This window comes from Streptomyces sp. Go-475 (assembly GCF_003330845.1).
Taxonomy (GTDB): Bacteria; Actinomycetota; Actinomycetes; order Streptomycetales; family Streptomycetaceae; genus Streptomyces.
This window is the reverse complement of sequence record NZ_CP026121.1, coordinates 894082-915537: the sequence shown is the minus strand read 5'-3', so window position 1 is coordinate 915537 and position 21456 is coordinate 894082. Positions and strand designations below refer to the sequence as shown.

Below are 21456 nucleotides of genomic sequence, written 5' to 3'. Positions count from 1 at the left end.
GCCTGCTTCGCGGTCCGGCCGGTGACCCTCAGCCCCTGAGCAACACTCAGCTCCCCAGACCCCCGGCGAACGGCATCGTCCGCCACTGCTCCACGGCCGGCTTCAACGCGTCCACGAGCAGGGGCAACCGCGGCGCGAGCGCGAGACACGCCACCGCCCGGGACATGCCCACGGCGTTGACGACTCGCAGCACGCCCTCGTCCAGCGGCCGCAGGCCGCGGCGCTCGGCGGCAGCGTTGTACGCGGCCTCGCAGTCCGGGCCGAGAGCCGCCAGGTCCCACTCGACCGGCCCGAGCGTGGTCAGCTCGAAGTCGGAGTACAGCTCGCCCTGCGCGGTGGAGACGATGTTCGCCGCGGGGGAGTCCCCGTGGATCGGCTGGAACTCGACCCCGGGGAACGCCGCCTCGAACTCCGCGCGTGAGCTGACGACAGGCTCCAGAACCTCCCACTCACGCCGCGCACGGTCGAGGTCGGCCGGGTCCAGCAGGTCCGGACGCCCTTCGAGCGCGGCGAGCCCGTCGGTGACGAACCGCGGCTCGGCCGCCGACAGGAACGGCAGCTCGCCCGGGTACTCCCGCAGCGCGGCGTGCAGGTCGGCGACCAGGCCGGCATTCCGCACGTAGTCGGGTTCCACGCTCTGGTCCAGTTCGACGAACTGCCAGAACGTCATCGAGAAGCCGTCGCGCCGCACCGGCTCGCGCGGCACCAGCGGACTCGGCGGAATCACCGGGTGGCCCTGTTCCGCCAGCCACGCCACCACATCGAGTTCCAGCCGCTGCCGCGCCGACTGGTAGGCGGCGTCGGCGTACGGAGGCAGAACGGTGGGCACGCGCACCACCACGGGCGACGGAGCGAGGTGCACCACGACCGAGAAGACGTCGTAGAGCACCCGCGCCTCGGTCACCGCCAGCCCCAGATCACGCCCGGCGGCGACCGCCGCGGAGAGAGCGCGGGACGAGCGGGCGGCCATCTGATCCGGCGTCATGAACTCCTGCATGGCCGCGATGGTGTCACGCCGGATCCGGCGGCGCGACGGGTTAAAACCGGCGCCCAGCCGGCTCCGGCCGCGGTGCACCCCAGGTCAAGGACCCGTGCGCCGCACGGCAATCGGTCCCGGTTCGTCCGGCCCAGCGTGGCCGCGATCCCCGCACCAGTCCGGAAACGAGGAAGCAGCACATGCCGTTCATCACCGTGGGCCAGGAGAGCTCCACACGGCCCTGCTCATCGACGAGCGCCGCGGCCGCCTCGTCTCCCAGGCCCTGCGCGTGCGGGACCACATCCGCCGCCACCTCTGCGACCCCGGCCTGTCCCCGACCGGGATCGCCGCCGCGCACTTCATCTCGGTCCGCCACCTGCGAGTCCCGCCACTTCAGCGGCGCCTTCCGCGCGGCCTACGGAGTGACCCCGCGCGCATGGCAGCGGCACGGCCTGGGCGGCGAAGCGCACCAGAAGACGGCAGGGCGGGAACGTACCGGCAGACCGGCGCGTTGCCCATGAGTTCGCCCACGCCGTCGACCCGAGGGAGCATCGTGCCCGACACCTCGCCCGCCACCTCCACCGCCCTCCCCGCACTCCCGGCCCTGAGCGCGCAGGCCGAGCGGCTGATCGAACTGGGAGTGCACGAGATCGCCGGGCTGTCCGCCGAGGAGATCCGTACGTTCGCCGCCGGGACCGACGGCGGCGACGCCCTGCTGGCCGTGCACCCGGACCGGGCCCCGGCCTCCGCCCTCGCACCACTGCTCCGCCGCGACGGCAAACCCGGCTTCGTCGTCGTCGACATGCCCGACGTCGACGAGTTCACCCCGTACGGGCTCGACCTGCCCGACGCCCCGCTCTACCTCGTCACCGGCGTCGACCGCGGCGACCACATGGGCAACTGGTCGCCGGACGAGGCACTGCCCGCCCTCACCGAGGAGGAGCGCACCCCGCTGGTGCTCACCGAAGGCATCCACTGGGTGCTCCAGCAGCCCGAGGCCCTGGAGCGCAACCGCTGCTTCATGACCATCGGCTCCCGGCTGCGCAAGGCCGACGGCACGCTGGACGCCCGCACCCCGGCGATCTGGATCAGCAACGGCACCGGGCGGGACGGCCGCGAGCGCCGCAACGCCCCGAAGGTCGGCTGGTGCTGGTGGAACAACCGGCACACCTGGCTGGGCTTCGCCTCCGCCACGGGACGCGGGAAGTAACACCGGGGCACCGACGCGGCCCGTGTCACCGCACGAACCGGAGGGCCGGCGCCGGCCGGCCCTCGGTCACGGCGGCGAGGCCCGCGCGGGCCTCGCCGTGCACGTCCGCCGGGACGTCGCCTTCCAGCGCGAGCGCGGCGCGGTACTCGGCGGCGGCCTCGGCCCGCTCACCGAGGCGGGCGAGCGCGTGCGCCAGGTGGAGGTGAACCTTGCCGGTGTGGTGCCGGAGGGGTTCCGGTCCCAAGGAGGAGGGCTCAGAACCTGGGGCGTGGGGACTGGGACTGGACGAGTTCCTCGGCCTCGGCCTCCGTCTCGACGGACGGCGGCGAGCCGGCCAGGGGCTTGTTGGCGGTCTCCCGCATGCACAGCACGGCGATCACACCGACGGCCGCGGCGGCCGTGGCGTAGTAGGCCGGCATGAGGGTCGAGTCGAAGGCGCTGATCAGGGCGGTGATCACCAGCGGTGTCGTGCCGCCGAAGACCGAGGTGGCCAGGTTGTAGGCGACCGACAGGGACCCGTAGCGGACATGCGTCGGAAAGATCGCCGGGAGCGCGGCCGACATCGTGCCGAGCATCGTCACCAGCGACAGCCCCATCAGCAGCAGCCCCAGGGCGATGAGGACGACACTGCCCTGCCGGATGAGCAGGAAGGACGGCAGGGAGAGGAACAGGAAGCCCAGCATCCCCGTCATCAGCAGCGGCCGCCGCCCGAAGCGGTCCGAGAGCCGCCCGACCTGGTTGATCAGGCACATCTGCAGGACCATCACGATGAGCAGGATCAGCAGCCCGTGGTTGGTCCCGTAGCCCAGTTCGTCGGACAGGTACGTCGGCATGTACGAGAGCAGCATGTAGTCGGTGATGTTGTACGCCGCGACGAGCGCGAGGCACAGCAGCAGCGGCCGCCAGTAGCGCGTGAAGATCTTGCCGAGGTCGGCGGCGGCCGAGGTCTCCACGGCCTCCGCGGCCTCGCTGGCCTTCACCTGGCCGCCCTCCAGTTTCTGGAAGGCCGGCGTCTCGTCCAGCTTCAGCCGCAGGTAGAGGCCGATGAAGCCGAGCGGCGCCGCGATCAGGAAGGGGACGCGCCAGCCCCACGCCAGCATCTGCTCGTCACTGAGGACGCTCTGCAGGACGACGACGAGGCCGGAGGCCCCGACGTAGCCGGCGAGGGTGCCGAGCTCCAGGAAGGAGCCGAAGAAGCCGCGCCGCTTGTCGGGCGCGTACTCCGCGATGAAGGTCGAGGCGCCCCCGTACTCCCCGCCGGTCGAGAAGCCCTGCACCAGCCGGAAGAAGATCAGCAGGGCCGGGGCCCACAGGCCGATGACGGCGTGCGAGGGGACGAGTCCGATGGCGAACGTCCCCACGGCCATCATGATCATGGTGAGGGAGAGGATGCGCTTGCGGCCGACCTTGTCGCCGAGCGGCCCGAAGACCATGCCGCCGAGGGGGCGGACCAGGAAGGCCACCGCGAACGTCGCGAAGGAGCTCAGCAACTGGGCGGTGTCGTTCCCCGAGGGGAAGAAGACCTTCCCGATGGTCGAGGCCAGATAGCTGTAGATGCCGAAGTCGTACCACTCCATCGCGTTGCCGAGGGCGGCGGCCTTGGTGGCGCGCTTGACCGCCGCCTCGTCGGTCACGGTGATGTCGCTGCGGCGCAGCTTCGGGTGGCGTCGCTTCTCGATCGCCCGGAACAGCACGCGGTGCCGTCTCACAGCCGCCGGGTCCACCGACTCGTCGTTGTCGGGCGCCGCCATCACGTCGTTCCTTTCGCCGGTCGTCTTCCCAAGCACAACGCCTGCACAGATCTCGCGCGCTCAAACGAACCCCTTCGCGCGGCGTCCGCTCGACCACCGTGCGTAGTGCACGGGTGCTCAGGGTGAGAGCCGGGTCCCGTCCGGCCCGGCCGGTGTGTGCCGCTGCCCCGGCCGGGGAACCTGGTTCGCCCGAGTGCGGCTGATGAGAGCTGATGAGAGGAGCCCAGGTGACCGCATCAGCGCCGGGCGGGCGGGACCAGGGCGCGCGGACGGGCGGCGAGGAGCCGGACCCGCGCCGCTGGCGGGCCCTGTGGGTCACCCTGGTGGCCGGCTTCATGAGCCTGCTGGACGTGTCGATCGTGGCGGTGGCCCTGCCCACCGTCCAGCGGGAACTGCACGCCTCCGCCGCGCAGGTGCAGTGGGTGGTGTCCGGGTACGCCCTGACGTTCGGCCTGGCCCTCGTCACCGCCGGCCGCCTCGGCGACGCGCTGGACCGGCGCCGCATCTTCCTGCTCGCCCTCAGCGGCTTCGTGCTGTTCAGCGCGGCCTGCGGAGCGGCACCCACCATCACCTCGCTGGTGGCGGCCCGTCTCGCCCAGGGCCTGGCGGCCGGCTTCATGGCCCCGCAGAACTCCGCGCTCATCCAGCAGATGTTCCGCGGTGCCGAACGCGGCCGCGCGTTCGGTTTCTTCGGCGCCACCGTCGGCATCTCCTCCGCGGTGGGCCCCCTCGCCGGCGGGCTGATCCTCGCGCTGGCCGACGGCCCCCAGGGCTGGCGCTGGATCTTCTACATCAACGTCCCCATCGGCATCCTCGCCGTGCTGCTGGGCCGCCGCCTGCTGCCCCGCACCCGGCGCTCCGGCCGGGGGCACGTGGACCTGCCGGGCGTACTGCTCCTCGGCCTCGGCGTCCTCGCGCTCATGTACCCGCTGGTGCAGGCCGAGGCCGGCGGCCTCACCCGCCTGTGGTGGCTGTTCCCCGTCGGCGCCGTCCTGCTCGTCGTCTTCGTCCGGTGGCAGCGGCGCCTCGTCGCCCGGGGCACCCAGCCGCTGCTCGACCCGCGCCTGTTCACCACCGTGCGCGGCTACGCCGTCGGCGTCGGCGTCGGCACCCTCTACTTCATCGGCTTCAGCGGCGTCTGGCTGGTCTTCGCCCTCTTCTACCAGCAGGGGTTCGGCTTCTCACCGCTCCGGTCCGCCCTCGCCGTGACCCCCTTCGCGGTCGGCTCGGCCTGCGCGGCCGCGGTCTCCGGCCGGCTGGTGGACCGGCTCGGCCGGCTGCTGACCGTGGGCGGGCTCACGGGAGTGATCCTCGGACTCGGCGGCACCGCGCTGCTGCTGCGCCTCGCGCCCCTCGGCATCGCGCCCTGGCTGGCCGCCCCGGCCCTGTTCCTCGGTGGCCTCGGCGGCGGCTGCGTGATCTCCCCCAACATCACGATGACCCTGCGGGACGTCCCCGTGCGCATGGCCGGCGCGGCGGGCGGGGCCCTGCAGACCGGCCAGCGGCTCGGCGCCGCCGTGGGCACCGCCGCGCTGCCCGGGCTCTTCTACCTGGTGCTGAGCGGGACCGACGACTACCGGGGCGCCCTCGTCGCCGCGATGGGCGCGGGCCTCGTCGGCATGGCGGCGTCCCTGGCCCTCGCGACGTACGACTGGAGGCGCGACCGGCGGACGGACCGACCGCACCCGAAGTGCCCGGACGACGTCGCCCACAGCCCCGTGCACGCCCGGCAGACATAGGGGGGTGGCGAGTCCCGCCTGCCGCGCGGCGCCTGGCACGGCCCGACTTCCGGTCGCACGACGGACGGCAGGCCCGGGCCCTCAGCCGGTCTGCGGCTGAGGTGTCTGCGGGACGGGCGGTGCGTCGTCCGTCAGCTCGCCGCGGAGGGCGGCGAGGGTGAAGGCCGTCATGGACGCCAGGCCGAGCAGGGCGAGCGGCCCCCAGATCGCCGGTATCGACCAGAGCGGCCAGTCGTTGGCCGACTGCGCCCACAGCGTCAGGATCGCCGTGATGCCCAGGGCGACGCCGTGCCACCGCACCACGGTCGCGGCTGCCGCATGGCGCCGACGGCCCCGGGCGAGGAGCGCCCACGCCCCTCCCACCAGGGCCGGCAGCCCGAACGAGACACAGGCGAGCGCGCCGCCCAGCCGGTCCTCGGGCCAGCCGACGGGGCCGGAGGAGGTCGGCTGCCGCCGCCCCTCGGCGTCCCGTACCTCGACGACCTGCCCGTGCCAGACCAGACCGACGACCTTCTCGCCCGGCTCCATCTCGGACAGGACGGGCTCGGTGTCCCGGAACGTCACGCGCCACGGCTCACCGGACGGCGGCACCAACTCCGCCTCCGGCGACTCGCGCCGCTCGTCGCGGTGCAGGTCGGCGGTCCGCACGGTGAAGCCCTGCTGCCACACGCACCCCGACGCCCGCACCGGAACCGAGGCACAGGCCGGCGCGGCCCGGAACTCCCGCTCCCGCTCCAGCGCGCCACGCACCTGGAAGGCCGACACCACTCCGACGACGACAGTCAGCACACCGAACAGCAGCCACGCGACGGACCGCGGCCATGCGACGGACCGCTGCGACACGCGCGTCGACGACCCCACCGCGCCACACCCCCCTCGGCCGAACCCCGCGGACAGAGCCCGCCTCACCACGTCAGGGCCGGCGGCCCTCCGACCGGGAGAGTGTGCCAGCGGCCCGCGTGTGCGTCGAGCCGGGGGCCCGCCCGCTCCCCGACCCTGCCAGGTCCAGGCGGAGCAGCAGCCGGTCCTCGCCCGGCCCGTAGCAGTCCCTGCGCACGTCTCCCTCGGCGACGAAACCCAGCTCAGGACGTGCTCTCCAGCACCTCGCCATCGGCGGCACGGCCCTGAGCTGGGCATCGACGCGCGGGTCGTCGCCCTCTCGGACCTGCCGCCCAACGCCCGCGGGGAGATACGTGACGTCGTCCTCTTCGACGAGGCGCTGTGCTCCGAAGTCCACACGGAAGCTTCGACGAGCTGTGGGGTTACACCGAGTAGCGCCGATGGCAGATGCTGCCGGTATGCGTTTCTCCGTGAACATCCCCAACTTCGGTGACTTCGCCGACCCCCGCACCGTCGCGACCGTGGCGGCCGCCGCCGAACAGGCCGGGTGGGACGGGCTGTTCGTCTGGGACCACGTCCTGCACCGGCAGCACCAGGGGCGTCCCTTCGCGGACCCCTGGATGCTGCTGACCGCTGCCGCGCTGGCGACCTCACGGATCCGGCTGGGCACCCTGCTGACGCCGGTTCCCCGCTACCGCCCGCAGCAACTCGCCCGCCAGGTGGCCACCCTGGACCGGCTCAGCGGCGGCCGGGTGATCTTCGCGGCGGGTCTCGGCGGCCCCGTCGAGGACGAGTACCGCAGCTTCGGCGACACCGCCGGGCCCCGCGTCCTGGCCGAGCGACTGGACGAGGGGCTGGAACTGCTGAGGCGCTTCTGGTCCGGCGAATCCGTGCGCCACCACGGCCGTCACTACGAGGTCCGGGACGTGACGCTGCTGCCCGCGACGGTGCAGCGGCCCGGTCCGCCGGTGTGGATCGGCGGGTTCTGGCCGCGGCGCCCGCCCATGCGGCGGGCGGCGCGCTGGGACGGCGCGGTGCCCCTGTTCGAGACGGCCCGGCACGGGCACGCCCCCGACCCGGCCGAGGTACGGGACCTGGTCGCCTATGTGCGCGAGCACCGCACGGCCGGGGCCGAGCGGCCCTTCGAGTTCGTGCTCGGCGGTGCCACGCCCACGGACGCGGCCAGGGCGAAGGACGTGATCGGTCCGCTGCGCGACGCCGGCGCCACCTGGTGGGACGAGCGGCAGGTCCAGACCGGCCCCGACCTGGACCGCCTGGCACCGGTGCTGCGCCGCGTCGAGGCGGGGCCGCCGCTCCTCTAGCCGCCCGGCGTCCGGCATCCTCCCGCGGACATGAGGGAACCCCAGGCCCGGGGGCCTGGGGTTGTTCCGGAGGACAGCCGGTGGATCACACGAAGGCGCTCTGGCCGGTGATCGACTTGCCGACGATCAGGGTGTTCATCTCGCGCGTGCCCTCGAAGGAGTAGATGGCCTCGGCGTCGGCGAAGAACCGGGCGATGTCGTGGTCCAGGAGGATGCCGTTGCCGCCGAAGATCTCCCGGCTCCAGGCCACGACCTCCCGCATCCGGGAGGTGACGAACGCCTTGGCCAGGGCGGAGTGCTCGTCGCGGAAGATGCCGGCGTCCTGGAGCCGGGCGAGCTGCACCAGCATCCCCCAGGACGCGGTGATGTTTCCCAGGCTCTTCACGAGCAGGTCCTGCACCAGCTGGAAGCCGCCGATCGGGCGGCCGAACTGGCGGCGCTCCCGGGCGTAGTCCAGGGCCAGTTCGTAGGCGCCGACCATCACGCCCAGCGCCTGCCAGGCCACGCCGCCGCGGGTGGCGCGCAGGATCTCGGCGACGTCCCGGAAGGAGTTGATGTTCTGCAGGCGGTTCGCCTCCGGCACCCGGACGTCGGTGAGGGTGATCTCGGCGTTCTCGACGATCCGGAAGGCGATCTTGCCTTCGATCTTCGCCGGTTCGAAGCCGGGCGTGCCCTTCTCGACGACGAAGCCCTTGACGTGGTTGTCGTCGACGTCCCGCGCCCACACCACGACGTAGTCGGCGAAGGTCGCGTTGCCGATCCACTTCTTGGCGCCGTTCAGCACCCAGGTGTCGCCCTCGCGCCGGGCGGTGGTGCGCATGCCGCCGGCGACGTCGGAGCCGCCGAGGGGCTCGGTCATGGCGAACGCGCCGATCCGGTCCATCGCGGCCATCGCCGGCAGCCAGCGGTCGCGCTGCTCCTGGTCGCCGCCGGAGTGGATGGAGTACATCGCCAGGCCGTTGTGGACGCCGAAGAAGGTCGACACGGAGGCGTCGGTGCGGGTCATCTCCAGGGCGAGCAGGCCGCTCAGCAGGTTGCTGACGGCGGGGCGGTGCTCGCCGTAGCCCTCGTAGGGGAGACCGGCGAGGCCGCTGTCGCGGAAGAGGGCGATGAGTTCCTTCGGGAACTCGCCCTTGGCCCAGTGGTCGTTGACCAGCGGCTTGACCTGGTCGCGCAGGAGGGCACGGGCCTTGAGGAGGATCTTGCGCTCCTCGTCCGACAGCAGCGACTCGTAGTGGTAGAAGTCCGCGGTGAGTTCGTCGGTGAGCGGGGCGACGGTGGGGGTGGTCATCTCAGTTCTCCTCCTTCGGGGTGGTCGTGCCGGCGGCGTCGGACAGGGCGTCCAGGACCGCCAGTTGCCTGCGGTCGCGCGTCTCGGCGAGGTCCGCGTACGGGACGGAGCCGTAGGCCTTCTCCACGGCTGCGATGAGCCGTTCCTGCGCGTCGGCGTCCCGCGCCGGGCCGTCCGTGAGGTGCTGCATCGAGGCGCCGATGTGCTCGACGAGGTGCCGGTAGCCGCCGGGTCCGCCGCCGAGGTGCGCGCCGAGGAACGGCCCGACCGTGGCCCAGCGCAGCCCCAGCGAGTTCGTCATGACCTTGTCGAGGTCCTCGGGGGTCACCACGCCCTGCTCGACGAGGTGGACCGCCTCGCGGCTGAGCGCGTTCTGCAGGCGGTTGCCGACGAAGCCGGGGATCTCCTTGCGCTCGACGACCGGGGTGCGGCCGACGGAGGTGTAGAAGTCGACGGCGGCCTGGACGGCGTCCTCGCCGGTGCGCTCGCCGGGGACGACCTCGACCAGCGGGACCACGTGGGGCGGGTTGAAGGGGTGGCCGATGAGGACGCGGGCGGCGTCCTCGGCCGCCAGGTCCCCGGCGAACGCGGTGGACGGGATCGCCGACGAGGAGCTGAGCAGCAGCGCGTGCCCGGGTGCCTCGCGGGCGAGGGTGGCGAACAGGTCCCGCTTGAACGCGACGCGTTCGGGGCCGTTCTCCTGGACGACGTCCGCGTCCCGGACCGCTTCGGCGACACCGGGCGCGAGGTGCACCCGGTCGGCGAGGCCGGTCACGTCCAGGCCGCGGGCGGCCAGGTGCGGGGCGTACCGGTCGAGGGCGTCCGCGACGGACTCGGCGAGGTCCTCGCGCGGGTCGCTCACCCGGACGGTCAGCCCGTGCGCGGCGAACAGCGCCGTCCAGGACAGTCCGATGGTCCCGGCGCCGATCACGGCCGCCGTACGGAAGGTGCGGGGCATCAGGCGGCTCCCTTCAGGTAGTCGTGGACCGGCTCGACGCCCGACAGCGTCAGGTCGGTGAGGATGTGGCTCGCGGAGACGACCTCCAGCACCGGCAGGTCGGCCAGCGGCGCCAGCACGTGCTGGAACAGCTGCAGCCGGGCGGGTCCGGTCCAGGCCCCCTTGACGGTGACGTCGGTGATGCGGGTGCGCACCAGCTCCTGCACGCGCGGCAGTCCGTCGTAGCCGGGGACGGTCTTGAGCATGAAGGTCGGCACGGTGATCTGCGCCTCGGCCTCGCGCCGGTCCAGCTCGTGGTGCTTGTAGCCCATGGTCGCGGTGGCCACCCGCAGGGTGCCGTGGTCGAGGGTGCCGACGAGCGCGCCGGAGTCGACGTACAGCGACGGCGAGCCGATGACCTTCGGGTAGGCGGAGACCTCGCGGCCGGAGGCGGTCGCCGGGAAGTTGTCGAGGTACATCGCGTGCAGGTACTCGCCCCGCTCGCCCTCGAAGCGGACGGGGATCGCCTGGCCGGCCTCGGTGTAGGGGCCGTAGCCGCTGACGTCGCCCATCTTCATGACCTCGAACCGGACCAGCGGCTCGTCGATCCGCAGGGGCTCGGGGACGACGGCCCGCAGCGCGTCGGGGTCGGTGCGGTAGACGACGTTGAGGTACGCGCGGTCGGTGAACCGCGGGACCGTCGGCGCGTACGCCGGGCTGGTGAGCGGGGTGGTGAGGTGCTGTCGTACGTCCTCTGCCCTCATGCCGGCCTCACCGCCCCGTCCACCGCGCCGGGCGGCGCTCGGCGAAGGCGGTCATGCCCTCCCGGACGTCGTCCGAGGCCATCAGGGTCTTCATCGCGCCGCGCTGGAAGGCGAAGGCCTCCTCGTCGGAGGCTCCGTCGGCGGCGCGGGCGACGCGCTTGACGGCCGCCAGCGCGAGCGGGGCGTTCTCCGCGAGCCGTTCGGCCAGCCGGAGCGCCTCGGCGACGGCCTGGCCCTTGCTCGTGACCCGGTTGGCCAGGCCCAGTTCACCGGCGCGGCGGCCGTCGACGGGGTCGCCGGTCAGCAGGAGTTCCATGGCCAGGTGGTGCGGGATCCGCTTGGGCAGCCGGATCACACCGCCGCCCGCGGCGATCAGGCCGCGCTTGACCTCGGGCAGCCCGAACCGGGCGTCCTCGGCCGCGACGATCAGGTCGCAGGCCAGGGCCAGTTCGAAGCCGCCGCCCATGGCGTAGCCCTCCACGGCGGCGATGAGGGGCTTGTCCGGTCGGGCCTCGGTCAGGCCGCCGAAGCCGCGGCCCTCGACCTCGGGCGACTCGCCGCGCAGCGCGGCCTTGAGATCCATGCCGGCGCTGAACGTCCCGCCCTCGCCGGTCAGGACGCCGGCCCGCAGCGTGGGGTCGGCCTCCAACTCGTCGAGTGCGGCGGCCAGGGCGGTGGCGGTCGCCGCGTTCACGGCGTTGCGGGCCTCGGGACGGTCCAGGGTGATCAGCAGGGTGGCGCCGACGCGTTCGGTGCGGAGGGGAGGTGTGGGGGTGCTCATGACTGTCGTCCTCCTGGGGATCAGCGGGCGGTGGCGTCGAGTTCGGCGAGGACGTCCTCGGTGTCCTGGCCGGCGACCGGGGCCAGGCGGCGGATCGAGCCGGGCGTGGCGGAGAAGCGCAGCGGGATGCCGATGGTGCGGACGGCGCCCTCGGTCGGGTGCTCGACGGTGTCGAGCAGGTGCCCGTCGCGGACGTAGGGGTCCTCGTGGGCGCGGTCCAGTTCCAGCACCGGGGCCATCGGGATGCTGTGCTTGGCGCACACCTCCGCCCACTCCTCGGTGGTCAGCGCCGGGGCGCAGGCCTCGACCAGCGCGGCCAGGTCCTCGTGGTCGGCGCTGTCGACGGCGTCCGCGGTGACCCGCGGGTCCTCGGCGAGGTCCGGGCGTCCGGCGGCCGTGAAGAAGTCCCGGTAGTTGCGCGGGTTGTACGGGATGACGCAGGCCAGGCCGTCCTTGGTGCGCACCGCCTTGTGGCCCTTGAGCATCGACAGCGGGAACCCGGTGGGACCCGTCTCGGGCACGTGTGTGTGCCCCGCGAGGTGCTCGACCAGGTTGAACGCGATCAGCGTGTCCGTCATCGGGATCTCGACGAGCTGGCCCTGGCCGGTCCGGTCCCGGTGCAGCAGGGCGGCGAGCACGCTGTAGGCGATGGTCAGGGAGGAGACCTTGTCGCCGATGATGGTCGGCAGGTAGACGGGCTCGCCCAGCGCCCGGTCGGCGATGTCCACCAGCCCGGACGCGGCCTGCACGGTCTCGTCGTACGCGGCGTTGCCGGCCCGGTCCGAGTCGCCGCGGAAGCCCTGGGCGTGCGCGTAGACGAGCCCGGGGTTGCGCTCGGCGATGTCGTCGTAGGACAGGCCCAGGCGGTGCAGCGCGCCGGGCCGCATGTTGGTGATGAGCACGTCCGCGGTGTCGATCAGCTTCAGCGCCCGTTCGCGGTCGGTGTCGTCCTTGAGGTCGAGGGCGACGCTGCGCTTGTTGCGGTTGACGTTGAGGTTCAGCGGGGTCATGCCCGGCGTGGTGCGGTAGTGGCCCACCCGGACGGTGTCGGAGGGCGACTCGATCTTGATCACGTCGGCGCCCAGATCACCGAGGATCTGCGCCGCGTAGGGGCCCATCACGACGGTCGAGAGGTCGATCACCCGCACGCCGTCCAGGGGGCTGGCGATGGTGTTCGTCATATCCGTCATCTTTCTTTCTCACTCCCGCTTCGCCAGGTGTGTGTATCTGACAACTAAGTTAGCAAGAGGGAGCCGGAGGCGGAATGACCATATTGCGAAAAGCGGTATGACCGCAGAGGTCATACCGCTTTGTCGGGTGCTGCCGACGTCAGACCTGGAGCGGCTCGGCGAAGACCTCGCGGGCCGCGGCGGTGACTTCTTCCAGGTCACCGCCGTCGGCGCGGTCCTTGCGCCAGAGCATCCCGGTTTCGAGGCAGGGCTGGAAATCGGAGAACGGAAGGACGGTCACATTCTCGAGACGATAATTCTGCATGGGGCTTCTCGGGTCCAGCATGGAAACAGAGAAGGCCAGTCCGCCGGCGACTATCTCGGAAACTCCGTCGAAAGTGACGCTGCTCAGATTGATGCGTTTCTTGATACCGAGATCGGACAGCTGCTGGTCGAGTCCGCGGAAATACGCGGTGGTCGCGGCGGCGGGCGAACCCGCGTAGGCGAGGTCGGTCAGCTCGGCCAGCGCGACCGACTCCCGCTCGGCGAACCGGTCCCTGGGGACGACCGCGCCGAGCCGCTCCGACATCACCGGCAGCTGTTCCAGCGCCGGGTCGCCGCCGACCGGGAGCCGGGCCAGGGTCAGCGCCAGTCTGCCGTCGCACACCGCTTCCACCAGACGCTCGCTGGCGCCCGGCCAGCGCTTGATCTCGAACCGGTCGCGCACCCGCTCGGCGAGGGCGTCGATCCGCTCGCGCAGATCCGGATGGATGCCGCCGGGAATGCCGAGCAGCACCGTGGTCCGCCGCGGCCGGGCCGTCTCGTCCAGCCGCCACTGGATGGAGTCCACCTGCTCCAGGACGCCGCGCGCGATCGGCAGCAGCGCACCGCCGGCCGGGGTGAGCCGCACGTGGTGGGTGTCGCGGTCGAACAGCCGGTGCCCGAGTTCGTTCTCGAGGTCCTTGATCCGCCGGCTCAGCGGGGAGGCCGCCATGTGCAGTTTGCGGGCCGCGGTGGAGAAGTTGAGTTCCTGGGCGACGGCGACGAAATAACGCAGGTGTAGGAGCTCCACGGCGCCCACCCTAAAGGGTGCGGCGGAACGCATCGGGCGCGCCCCGAGGGCGGCGCCCGGGCCCCGGACCGGCTGGGCGGTGGGCGCCCCGGGCCCTGTGGCAGTATCGGCGCAGGGGCGGGGCCGCGTGCCGGGGGCGAGGCAGAGGGACGAGTGAGATGAACCGGCCACCAGGAATGATGGACGTGGCGCGGGAGGCCGGCGTCTCGCACATCACCGTCTCCCGGGTCGTCAACGGCCACCCCTCGGTACGGCCGGAGACCCGCGCCCGCGTCGAGGCCGCGATCAGCAAGCTGGGCTACCGCCGCAACAGCGTGGCCAGGGCCCTCAAGAGCCGCCGCTCCTCGACGATCGGCGTGATGGTCGTCGGGTCGGACCTGTTCGAACTGCCCCGCATCCTGCTGGGCGTGGAGTCAGCAGCCAAGCAGGCCGGTTACTGGGTGAGCCTGGCGAGCCGGCAGGGCGAGAGCACCACCGGTGACCTCGTGGAGACCCTGCGGCGGCTCACCGACCAGTCGGTGGAGGCGATCGCGGTCGTCACCGACCGGCCCGACGCCGTGGAGGCGCTGTCCGGCCTCGCCTTCGGGGTGCCGGTCGCGGTGGTGATGTCCGGCAGCGCGCCCCACCCCGATCTGAGCTCCGTCCAGGTCGACCAGGAACTCGGCGCCCGGCTGGCGGTGCGTCACCTGCTCGGCCTCGGGCACCGGCGCATCGCCCACCTGACGGGCGCCCTGCGGACCTTCGACGCCCGGGCCCGCGTCGAGGGCTGGCGCGCCGAACTCGCCACCGCGGGAGCGGAAGGAGCCGTGCTGGAAGGCGACTTCAGCGCCGAGAGCGGATACCGCCTCGCCCACCGGCTCTGCGCGGGCGACGCCGGCCTGCCCACCGCGGTCTTCGCGGGGAACGACCAGATGGCGATGGGAGTGCTGGCGGCCTTCGCCGAACGGGGCGTGCGGGTGCCGCAGGACGTGTCACTCGTCGGGTTCGACGACATGAAGGGCGCCGGATACCTCGTGCCCGCCCTGACCACGGTCCGGCAGGACTTCGTCCACCTCGGCAGCAGCGCCATCGAGTTGCTGGTGCGGATGCTGGGCGGCGAGCGGGCGCTCCGGCAGCAGCTCGCGCCGGAACTCGTCGTACGGCGCAGCACCGCCGCACCCCGGGCGGATGCCTGAGCCCAGCGGGCGGATCTCGCCAGACGGCCGGTCCGGTGCGTCCACGAGTTCGTCGGGACACGGCCTTGACAGCTTGTTAACGTTAACATCACCGTGGATCCGGGCAAGTCCGAAGCGGCCCCTCACGACTCACAGAGAGAAGCGGTGCATGCCGAAAGCCCGGAAGGAACCCGTCGAGCCCATGACCTTCCCCGCGCACTTCGTCCTCGGTTCCGCGACCGCCGCCTACCAGATCGAAGGCGCCGCCGACGAGGACGGCCGCGGCCCCTCCATCTGGGACACGTTCTCCCACACCCCCGGCCGGACCTGGAACGGGGACACCGGCGACGTCGCCGCCGACCACTACCACCGCCTCGACGAAGACCTCGACCTCATGGCCTCGCTGGGCCTGCGGGCGTACCGGTTCTCGATCGCCTGGCCGCGCGTCCAGCCCACCGGCCGGGGCCCGGCCAACCCCAAGGGCCTCGACTTCTACGGCCGCCTGGTCGACGGCCTGCTCGACCGGGGCATCACCCCCGTGGCCACCCTCTACCACTGGGACCTGCCCCAGGCCCTCGAGGACGAGGGCGGCTGGACGAACCGCGCCACCGCCTTCGCCTTCGCCGACTACGCCCAGGTCGTCGGCGAGGCCCTCGGCGACCGCGTCGCCGTCTGGACCACCCTCAACGAGCCGTGGTGCTCCGCCTACCTCGGCTACGGATCCGGCGCGCACGCCCCCGGCCGCACCGACGGCGCCGCGGCGCTGACGGCGGTGCACCACCTCAACCTCGCCCACGGACTGGCGGTCGAGCGGCTCAGGGCGGTCACCACCAACGACCCGCAGTACTCCATCACCCTCAACTTCCATGTCCTCAGGGGCAGGGGCGACGGCGCGGAGGAGGCCGTGCGGCGCATCGACGCGCTGGCCAACCGCTCCTTCACCGACCCGCTGCTGCGCGGCCGCTACCCCGAGGACCTCATCGAGGACACCGCCGCCGTCACCGACTGGGCGTTCGTCCGGGACGGCGACCTGGCCCGGATCCACCAGCCCCTGGACCTGCTCGGCGTCAACTACTACGCCACCACCGCCGTCGGGCTGTGGGACGGCACGACCGCGCGTCAGCGGCACGACGGCCACAAGGACGTGGGCGGCTCCCCCTGGCCCGGCTCGCCCCAGGTCGAGTTCCTCGAACAGCCGGGCCCGCACACGGCCATGGGCTGGAACATCGACCCCGACGGCCTGGAAGAACTCCTCCTCGACCTCCACCGGCGGTTCCCGGACCAGCCGTTGGTCATCACCGAGAACGGAGCGGCCTTCGACGACCAGGTCTCCGTCCGCCCCGACGGCACCCTCGCCGTCCACGACCCCGAGCGTGTCGACTACCTCCGCCGCCACCTCCTCGCCGCCCACCGGGCCCTCGCCGCCGGCGTCGACCTGCGCGGGTACTTCGTGTGGTCGCTGATGGACAACTTCGAATGGGGCTACGGGTACGCCAAGCGCTTCGGCATCGTCCACGTCGACTACGAGACGCAGCGCCGCACACCGAAGGACAGCGCCCTGTGGTTCCGTGACCTGGCGCTGACGGGCACCATCCCGCCGCCGACACGTGGATGACGCGTCAACTGCGCTCAGATGGCTGACGGACGCCCCGGAAAACCGATGTTTCCGTGAGCGTTGGCCGGAATTCGTACGCGCTTTGGCGGAATATTCCGCGTGGAGCATGCTCGGAATGAGGCCTGAATTGGGCTGGGCGGCACATCAGTTGGCATTTTCGCGAGATCCGGGCACTTGAGCCTGGCACGCTTGGGTCGGCTCGGACGGCCGGTGGGGGCAGTCCGCGCCAAAGCTGTCACCGTCGACCGAAAGAGGAAGCGATGCGATCTTCACTGACCAGGGCATTGGTTGCCGCGACTGCCGTCGTCGGCATTGCCGCCGGTGGTCTCGTGGGCGCGAGCGCGAGCGTGGCGGCCCCCCAGCAGGCCGCGCGGACCGCGGCCGGCAGCGGGCAGTTCGCCCCCCTCGCGGTGAACAACCTCGGCCTGGACACGGCCCGCGCCAAGAACTGGCAGAGCTGCCTCAACGCCTGGGGCTTCAACGCCGGCGCCGAGGACGGACAGCTGGGCACCAACAGCTGGAAGGCGGCCCAGCGGATGCTCAACGCCTGGGGCCACAACGCCGGTACCGAGGACGGGATCGTCGGGCCCAACACGATCAGGGCGCTGCAGAAGTTCTTGAACAGCGTCGGCGAAAACGCGGGAACCCCCGACGGTATCGCCGGGCCGCAGACCAGGGCCGCATTCTGGAGTTACAACGCCACGGGCTGCTGATTCCCGAACCACGAGTGTCGTTTTCGGCCTGGTCGAGCGGGGAGTCGGTGCTCGACCAGCCCGGAACACAATCTCGGACAAGGAATTACCCGGCGCCGGAAATACGTCCCCCGTGGAGGTCGTCGTGCCCGGCGGCGATCCGTGCCCAGTGCGCGGTCGGGTCGCTTTCATGCAGCCCTCGCGGGGGTGCGCCTTCTCCCGGACGCGCAGGGTGTCGATCGCGGCCGGCCACTCCTGACGGGGGACCACCGGCGGCTCGTTCTCAGCAGTCATGCTGGTACTGACCCGGCAGGCCGCCCCCCCGGAACTCGTCGGCCGATCAGCGAGCAAGGTGCTGGGAGGCCGCGTACCGGGCGGCCATCGCGGTGGCGCGGTCGCGCAGGGACGTGCGTAACGACTCCGGGGACAGGGCCTCCGCGTCCGCGCCGAGTTGCCACAGCGCCCACTCGGCGTGGCGCAGGTCCTGGAACGTGGCCTCCAGCCGCAGCCGGCCGTCCGGGTCGGGTTCCGCGGTGCGGACGGCCACGGCGGTGCTCAGCAGCTCCTCCCGCCGCTCCGGGGCCACCCGCACCAGCACGGCGATATGGCCGCTGGACAGGAACCGCGCACAGCGTTCCCGCCAGATCCGGTCCAGGTCGACCTGGTGCGGTCGCTGTGCCGGTTCGGGGAGTTCTTCCGCCGCCGAAATCCGCGACAGCCGGTACGTGCGGTCCGCCCCGGACCGGGTGGCCAGCAAGTAGCCCCGGTCGCGCACGGTGACCAGGCCGATCGGGTCCACCGTGCGCCACCGCGGTTCCTGGTCCGCGGCCGCGTAGTGGATGCGCAGTCGGTGCCCGGCGAGCACCGCGCGCCGGATCTCGGTCATCGTCGCGGCGGGCACTTCCTCGGTGACCACCCGGCGTGAGAGCAGGTCGGTCTCCGGCTCGACGAGGAATCGCCGGGCCGCGTCGCTCGCGGTGGCCCGATGGCTTTCGGGCAGCGCGTCGACCACCTTGCGCATGGCCGAGGCGAGCGCCGAGCCCAGGCCGAACGCCTGCTCGCCGCGCCCCGATCCGGCGGTCAGCAGGGCGAGCGTCTCTTCGTGGTTCAGCCCGGTGAGCTCCGTCCGGAAACCGGGCAGGAGGGAGAACCCGCCGTGCCGGCCGCGTTCGGCGTAGACCGGGACACCGGCCGCGGACAGCGCCTCGATGTCGCGCAGCACGGTCCGGGTGGACACCTCCAGCTCGCGGGCGAGCGTGTCCGCGGTCATCCGGCCGCGCTGACGCAGCAGCAGCACCAGCGAGACCAGCCGATCGGCGCGCATGCGGGGACCTTATCGAATACGTGACCGAGGGTGTCGTGATTCGTTGGAAGGCTCCTCGCGAGCGTCGACGTCGACGACGGCGGCTGCCGTGCCGATGGACGTACGCGATCCCGACGCAACCCGTGGAGTCGTAGTGGCAGTGGAACGAACGGCGGTCAACCCGGTGCCGTGGTCGGTGGAGCTGGGGTTCAACCAGGGCGAGCTCGTCTCCGGGCACACCCGGACCCTGTACTGCTCCGGCCAGACCGCGATGAGCCCCGACGGCAAGCCGCAGCACGACGGCGACATGGCCGCACAGCTGGCGCTGAGCCTGGACAACCTGGAGGCCGTGCTCGGCGAGGCGGGCATGTCGCTCGCGAACCTCGTCCGGCTCAACGTCTACACCACCGACGTCGAGCTGCTGTTCCCGCACTACGGCGTGCTGGCGTCGCGGCTGGGTGCCGCCGGGGTGGCACCGGCGACCACGATGCTCGGGGTGACCCGGCTCGCGATCCCCGGCCAGCTGGTCGAGCTCGAGGGGACCGCCGTCGCGTGAGGTGATCCGGGCACCGGCCGGGACCGCACCTGCCGGACCCGGGGACGACCGGCTCCGCCGGTCACGTCCTCGGGCCGGCGCGGTTGCCCCGAAGTGCCTGCCGCGGCGACGCCGACGGGAATCACCTGCTGGGTCCTATCCCGCTGCCGGGCGGCGAGGGCAGGCCGACGCGGCTGTCGACGCGCGCCGAACACGACATCCCGATCCACCTGGCGACCCTCTCGCCGAGGAAGCTGCGCCTGACCGGAGAGATCGCCGACGGCTGGCCCGGCACCAGCTTCATGCCCGAAGGCGCCAAGGAGGCGTACTTCGACCACCTGGACGCCGGGCTCGCCGCATCAGGGCGTTCGCGCGCCGACCTCGACATCTGCCAGGGCGCCGAGGTGGCCTTTCGGCAATGGGCTCCGGCACCACGAACCTCTACGACGACGCCTACAGCCGCCAGGGCTGGGCCGAGACGGCTGCGGAGGTCCGGGAGCGGCGAGCACCATGTCGTCGGTGACGAGACCGGCCGCGCCGTCGCGGTCTCCGGCCTGCCAGCCGGCACCGAGGACAGGGTGCGGGCCCGGCTGCGGGTGTGGCGTGACGCCGGGATCGACACCGTCCGCCTCTACCCCGCCGGCGACACCCTGGACGCGCGCCTCACCACCCTCGGCCGGGCCATCGACCTGGTCCGCGACGTGGAGCGCGACACGGGACGGTAGCCGACCGCGGACGTCCGAGTGCGCGGCTCAGGGACGCGCTGCGGCTCGGTCGGACTCGCTGCGGAGGACGCAGAATTCGTTGCCCTCGGGGTCGGCGAGGACCGCCCAGCCGGAGCCGTCGGGATTCCGGCGATCGGCGACGAGGGTGGCGCCGATCCCCAGCAGCCGTTCCACCTCCTGCTCACGCGAGGTCTCGGGGCGCAGGCACAGATGGATCCGGTTCTTGACGGTCTTGGGCTCGGGAACCTGGTTGAAGTAGAGCGCGGGGCCCTCGGCCATCAGCACCTGAGTCTCCCGGTCACCCGGTTCGGCCTCCGGATCCAGTGGTCGGCCGGTCACCCTGCTCCAGAACCGGGCCAGTTCATAGGCATCCGCACAGTCAATCGCAACGTTCTGCACCACCGAAACCATGCGCACCAGCCTTCCCGACTTCCACGCCGGCCGCCACCGGGTTGCGCCGGGCCGCCGTTCCGGCCGGGCCCCGCCCCGGGCCGATCCGCGCACCCGACCCGATCGGGCACAGGATGTCGGGTCCGGCATGGCGGGTGCCGCATAGCGTGGTGACAGCCGAAGGAAGGAGACCGGGTGTGCTGGAGCGGCTGAACCAGGCCATGGAGCACATCGAGCACCATCTCGACCAGGACCTCGACGTCGCCGAGCTGGCACGCATCGCGGCCACCTCCGAGTACCACCTGCGGCGGATGTTCTCCGCGCTCGCGGGCATGCCGCTGTCGGAGTACGTCCGGCGCCGCCGGCTCACCCTGGCGGGCGCCGAGGTGCTCGCCGGGCGCGAGACGCTGCTGGAGATCGCGGTGCGCTACGGCTACGGCTCCGGCGAGGCGTTCGCGCGGGCGTTCCGCGCCATGCACGGCATCGGACCGGGCGAGGCCCGCCGGACCGGCGCCGCGCTCAGCTCCCAGTCCCGGATGGCCTTCCGCCTCACCATCGAAGGGAGCGGCGACATGCGGTACCGCGTCGTGGACAAGGCGGACTTCACCGTCGTCGGACCCAAGACCCGGGTGCCACTGGTGCACTCGGGCCCGAACCAGGCGATCGTCGACTTCGTCCGGGGGATCGACCCGCGGACCCGGGAGCGCCTGGAGAAGCTGTCGGACCAGGAGCCCCACGGCATCGTCGCGGTCTGCGACGACCTGGACCCCAGCCGCGCCGAGGGCACCGAACTCGACTACTACCACGGCGTGATCACCTCCGAGCCCCCTCCCGAGGGCACGACCGCGCTGGCCGTCCCGGCCGGTACCTGGGCGGTGTTCACGACCTCCGGGCCGGCGCCGCACGCCATCCAGGAGCTGTGGCGGGACGTCTTCACCGAGTGGTTCCCGTCGAACCCGTACCGCAGCCGCACCGGCCCCGAGATCCTGCGCACCCGCCTGTCGCCGGACACGGCCGAGGCCGACGCCGAACTGTGGCTCCCCGTCGAACCCGAGCACGGCTGAACGCGACGGCACGGTGTGGGGGAAGTCTCGCTCTCCGGAAGACCACCAGGTCAACGCCGGTCTGTCGGCCCCGCGCCACGGCCGGACGGCTCATCCGGAGCGGCGTACCGAAGCGCCCAAATCCCC

Annotated in this window: 21 protein-coding genes and 1 pseudogene; 10 read left to right on the top strand and 12 right to left on the bottom strand. The window is 72.3% G+C overall.

Going from position 1 to position 21456, the window contains the following annotated elements:
- Nucleotides 1-46: 46 nt before the first annotated feature.
- Nucleotides 47-997, bottom strand: coding sequence for a phosphotransferase (locus C1703_RS04095; protein ID WP_198678083.1), 951 nt, complete (start codon nt 995-997; stop codon nt 47-49).
- A 262-nt stretch (nt 998-1259) separates the two neighbouring features.
- On the opposite strand from C1703_RS04095, the pseudogene C1703_RS39550 reads away from it, so the two are divergent.
- Both C1703_RS39550 and C1703_RS04090 read left to right on the top strand, forming a co-directional pair.
- Nucleotides 1260-1497, top strand: a pseudogene (locus C1703_RS39550) (hypothetical protein); the annotation flags it as partial.
- 32 nt (nt 1498-1529) lie between these two features.
- A complete protein-coding gene (locus C1703_RS04090) occupies nt 1530-2186 on the top strand; it encodes a DUF5701 family protein (RefSeq protein ID WP_114250583.1) in 657 nt (218 codons plus the stop codon).
- A gap of 25 nt (nt 2187-2211) precedes the next feature.
- Here the strand turns inward: C1703_RS04090 and C1703_RS04085 are convergent, their stop codons facing one another.
- Together C1703_RS04085 and proP are read right to left on the bottom strand one after the other, a co-directional pair.
- The gene (locus C1703_RS04085) at nt 2212-2430 is read right to left on the bottom strand and encodes a hypothetical protein (RefSeq protein ID WP_114250582.1); all 219 of its coding nucleotides are present in this window, start codon (nt 2428-2430) and stop codon (nt 2212-2214) included.
- A gap of 10 nt (nt 2431-2440) precedes the next feature.
- Nucleotides 2441-3937, bottom strand: a complete 1497-nt coding sequence (gene proP / locus C1703_RS04080; protein ID WP_114250581.1) for a glycine betaine/L-proline transporter ProP — start codon at nt 3935-3937, stop codon at nt 2441-2443.
- Between the two features lie 227 nt (nt 3938-4164).
- On the opposite strand from proP, the gene C1703_RS04075 reads away from it, so the two are divergent.
- A complete protein-coding gene (locus C1703_RS04075) occupies nt 4165-5676 on the top strand; it encodes an MFS transporter (RefSeq protein WP_114250580.1) in 1512 nt (503 codons plus the stop codon).
- Nucleotides 5677-5757: 81 nt separating this feature from the next.
- On the opposite strand, the gene C1703_RS04070 is transcribed toward C1703_RS04075, so the two are convergent.
- Nucleotides 5758-6519, bottom strand: a complete 762-nt coding sequence (locus C1703_RS04070) for a hypothetical protein (protein WP_114250579.1) — start codon at nt 6517-6519, stop codon at nt 5758-5760.
- A 455-nt stretch (nt 6520-6974) separates the two neighbouring features.
- On the opposite strand from C1703_RS04070, the gene C1703_RS04060 reads away from it, so the two are divergent.
- Nucleotides 6975-7838 carry an LLM class flavin-dependent oxidoreductase gene (locus C1703_RS04060; RefSeq protein WP_114250578.1) on the top strand — a complete coding sequence of 288 codons (864 nt, stop codon included), beginning with the start codon at nt 6975-6977 and terminating at the stop codon, nt 7836-7838.
- A gap of 85 nt (nt 7839-7923) precedes the next feature.
- Here the strand turns inward: C1703_RS04060 and C1703_RS04055 are convergent, their stop codons facing one another.
- The 6 genes from C1703_RS04055 to C1703_RS04030 all read right to left on the bottom strand — a co-directional run bounded on the left by C1703_RS04055 (nt 7924) and on the right by C1703_RS04030 (nt 13852).
- Nucleotides 7924-9129, bottom strand: coding sequence for an acyl-CoA dehydrogenase family protein (locus C1703_RS04055; RefSeq protein ID WP_114250577.1), 1206 nt, complete (start codon nt 9127-9129; stop codon nt 7924-7926).
- A 1-nt stretch (nt 9130) separates the two neighbouring features.
- Nucleotides 9131-10087, bottom strand: a complete 957-nt coding sequence (locus tag C1703_RS04050) for a 3-hydroxyacyl-CoA dehydrogenase NAD-binding domain-containing protein (protein WP_114250576.1) — start codon at nt 10085-10087, stop codon at nt 9131-9133.
- On the bottom strand, nt 10087-10830 hold the full coding sequence (locus C1703_RS04045) for an acetoacetate decarboxylase (protein ID WP_114250575.1): 744 nt from the start codon (nt 10828-10830) through the stop codon (nt 10087-10089). The genes C1703_RS04050 and C1703_RS04045 overlap by 1 nt, the downstream gene beginning before the upstream one ends.
- 7 nt (nt 10831-10837) lie before the next feature.
- The gene (locus C1703_RS04040) at nt 10838-11611 is read right to left on the bottom strand and encodes a crotonase/enoyl-CoA hydratase family protein (protein ID WP_114250574.1); all 774 of its coding nucleotides are present in this window, start codon (nt 11609-11611) and stop codon (nt 10838-10840) included.
- Nucleotides 11612-11631: 20 nt separating this feature from the next.
- The gene (locus C1703_RS04035; RefSeq protein ID WP_198678081.1) at nt 11632-12801 is read right to left on the bottom strand and encodes a CoA transferase; all 1170 of its coding nucleotides are present in this window, start codon (nt 12799-12801) and stop codon (nt 11632-11634) included.
- A 139-nt stretch (nt 12802-12940) separates the two neighbouring features.
- Nucleotides 12941-13852, bottom strand: a complete 912-nt coding sequence (locus C1703_RS04030) for a LysR family transcriptional regulator (RefSeq protein ID WP_114250572.1) — start codon at nt 13850-13852, stop codon at nt 12941-12943.
- Nucleotides 13853-14010: 158 nt separating this feature from the next.
- Here C1703_RS04030 and C1703_RS04025 point away from each other — a divergent pair, with 158 nt between their 5' ends.
- The 3 genes from C1703_RS04025 to C1703_RS04015 all read left to right on the top strand — a co-directional run bounded on the left by C1703_RS04025 (nt 14011) and on the right by C1703_RS04015 (nt 17334).
- A complete protein-coding gene (locus C1703_RS04025; RefSeq protein WP_114250571.1) occupies nt 14011-15027 on the top strand; it encodes a LacI family DNA-binding transcriptional regulator in 1017 nt (338 codons plus the stop codon).
- Nucleotides 15028-15175: 148 nt separating this feature from the next.
- Nucleotides 15176-16621: a GH1 family beta-glucosidase gene (locus C1703_RS04020; protein WP_114250570.1), complete on the top strand. Its 1446-nt coding sequence runs from the start codon at nt 15176-15178 to the stop codon at nt 16619-16621.
- Between the two features lie 260 nt (nt 16622-16881).
- On the top strand, nt 16882-17334 hold the full coding sequence (locus C1703_RS04015) for a peptidoglycan-binding protein (protein WP_114250569.1): 453 nt from the start codon (nt 16882-16884) through the stop codon (nt 17332-17334).
- 319 nt (nt 17335-17653) lie between these two features.
- Here the strand turns inward: C1703_RS04015 and C1703_RS04005 are convergent, their stop codons facing one another.
- Nucleotides 17654-18637, bottom strand: coding sequence for a WYL domain-containing protein (locus C1703_RS04005; protein ID WP_114250568.1), 984 nt, complete (start codon nt 18635-18637; stop codon nt 17654-17656).
- A 139-nt stretch (nt 18638-18776) separates the two neighbouring features.
- On the opposite strand from C1703_RS04005, the gene C1703_RS04000 reads away from it, so the two are divergent.
- Together C1703_RS04000 and C1703_RS03995 are read left to right on the top strand one after the other, a co-directional pair.
- Complete coding sequence (locus C1703_RS04000) at nt 18777-19172, top strand: RidA family protein (RefSeq protein ID WP_114250567.1); 396 nt, start codon at nt 18777-18779, stop codon at nt 19170-19172.
- Between the two features lie 83 nt (nt 19173-19255).
- A complete protein-coding gene (locus tag C1703_RS03995; RefSeq protein ID WP_157993081.1) occupies nt 19256-19876 on the top strand; it encodes an LLM class flavin-dependent oxidoreductase in 621 nt (206 codons plus the stop codon).
- Between the two features lie 27 nt (nt 19877-19903).
- On the opposite strand, the gene C1703_RS03990 is transcribed toward C1703_RS03995, so the two are convergent.
- The gene (locus tag C1703_RS03990) at nt 19904-20287 is read right to left on the bottom strand and encodes a VOC family protein (RefSeq protein ID WP_114250565.1); all 384 of its coding nucleotides are present in this window, start codon (nt 20285-20287) and stop codon (nt 19904-19906) included.
- A gap of 176 nt (nt 20288-20463) precedes the next feature.
- Here C1703_RS03990 and C1703_RS03985 point away from each other — a divergent pair, with 176 nt between their 5' ends.
- Nucleotides 20464-21330, top strand: a complete 867-nt coding sequence (locus C1703_RS03985) for an AraC family transcriptional regulator (protein WP_114250564.1) — start codon at nt 20464-20466, stop codon at nt 21328-21330.
- Nucleotides 21331-21456 lie beyond the last annotated feature (126 nt).

What these genes read in the sequence shown, in the direction of transcription:
- C1703_RS04095 (WP_198678083.1), bottom strand. Translation starts at nt 997, where the DNA reads ATGCAGGAGTTCATGACGCCGGATCAGATGGCCGCCCGCTCGTCCCGC.
- proP (WP_114250581.1), bottom strand. Translation starts at nt 3,937, where the DNA reads ATGGCGGCGCCCGACAACGACGAGTCGGTGGACCCGGCGGCTGTGAGA.
- C1703_RS04060 (WP_114250578.1), top strand. Translation starts at nt 6,975, where the DNA reads ATGCGTTTCTCCGTGAACATCCCCAACTTCGGTGACTTCGCCGACCCC.
- C1703_RS04055 (WP_114250577.1), bottom strand. Translation starts at nt 9,129, where the DNA reads ATGACCACCCCCACCGTCGCCCCGCTCACCGACGAACTCACCGCGGAC.
- C1703_RS04050 (WP_114250576.1), bottom strand. Translation starts at nt 10,087, where the DNA reads ATGCCCCGCACCTTCCGTACGGCGGCCGTGATCGGCGCCGGGACCATC.
- C1703_RS04045 (WP_114250575.1), bottom strand. Translation starts at nt 10,830, where the DNA reads ATGAGGGCAGAGGACGTACGACAGCACCTCACCACCCCGCTCACCAGC.
- C1703_RS04040 (WP_114250574.1), bottom strand. Translation starts at nt 11,611, where the DNA reads ATGAGCACCCCCACACCTCCCCTCCGCACCGAACGCGTCGGCGCCACC.
- C1703_RS04035 (WP_198678081.1), bottom strand. Translation starts at nt 12,801, where the DNA reads ATGACGGATATGACGAACACCATCGCCAGCCCCCTGGACGGCGTGCGG.
- C1703_RS04025 (WP_114250571.1), top strand. Translation starts at nt 14,011, where the DNA reads ATGAACCGGCCACCAGGAATGATGGACGTGGCGCGGGAGGCCGGCGTC.
- C1703_RS04020 (WP_114250570.1), top strand. Translation starts at nt 15,176, where the DNA reads ATGCCGAAAGCCCGGAAGGAACCCGTCGAGCCCATGACCTTCCCCGCG.
- C1703_RS04015 (WP_114250569.1), top strand. Translation starts at nt 16,882, where the DNA reads ATGCGATCTTCACTGACCAGGGCATTGGTTGCCGCGACTGCCGTCGTC.
- C1703_RS04005 (WP_114250568.1), bottom strand. Translation starts at nt 18,637, where the DNA reads ATGCGCGCCGATCGGCTGGTCTCGCTGGTGCTGCTGCTGCGTCAGCGC.
- C1703_RS03990 (WP_114250565.1), bottom strand. Translation starts at nt 20,287, where the DNA reads ATGGTTTCGGTGGTGCAGAACGTTGCGATTGACTGTGCGGATGCCTAT.